Here is a 248-nt window from a genome sequence, read left to right as displayed (position 1 = left end):
AACTGAAACATCTAAGTACCCTGAGGAAAAGAAATCAACCGAGATTCCCTTAGTAGTGGCGAGCGAACGGGGACCAGCCCTTAAGTTGTTTAGAGATTAGCGGAACGCTCTGGAAAGTGCGGCCATAGTGGGTGATAGCCCTGTACGCGAAAATCTCTTTGCAATGAAATCGAGTAGGACGGGGCACGAGAAACCTTGTCTGAACATGGGGGGACCATCCTCCAAGGCTAAATACTACTGACTGACCG

1 rRNA gene is annotated in these 248 nt (G+C 49.6%); it reads left to right on the top strand.

Annotated features, from left to right (window positions below):
• Positions 1-248: ribosomal RNA gene (locus AO242_RS25430) — 23S ribosomal RNA — on the top strand; the annotation flags it as partial.

It is taken from the genome of Pseudomonas sp. ICMP 561 (genome assembly GCF_002699985.1).
Taxonomy (GTDB): Bacteria; Pseudomonadota; Gammaproteobacteria; order Pseudomonadales; family Pseudomonadaceae; genus Aquipseudomonas; species Aquipseudomonas quasicaspiana.
This window is presented reverse-complemented; position numbering and strand designations above follow the sequence as displayed.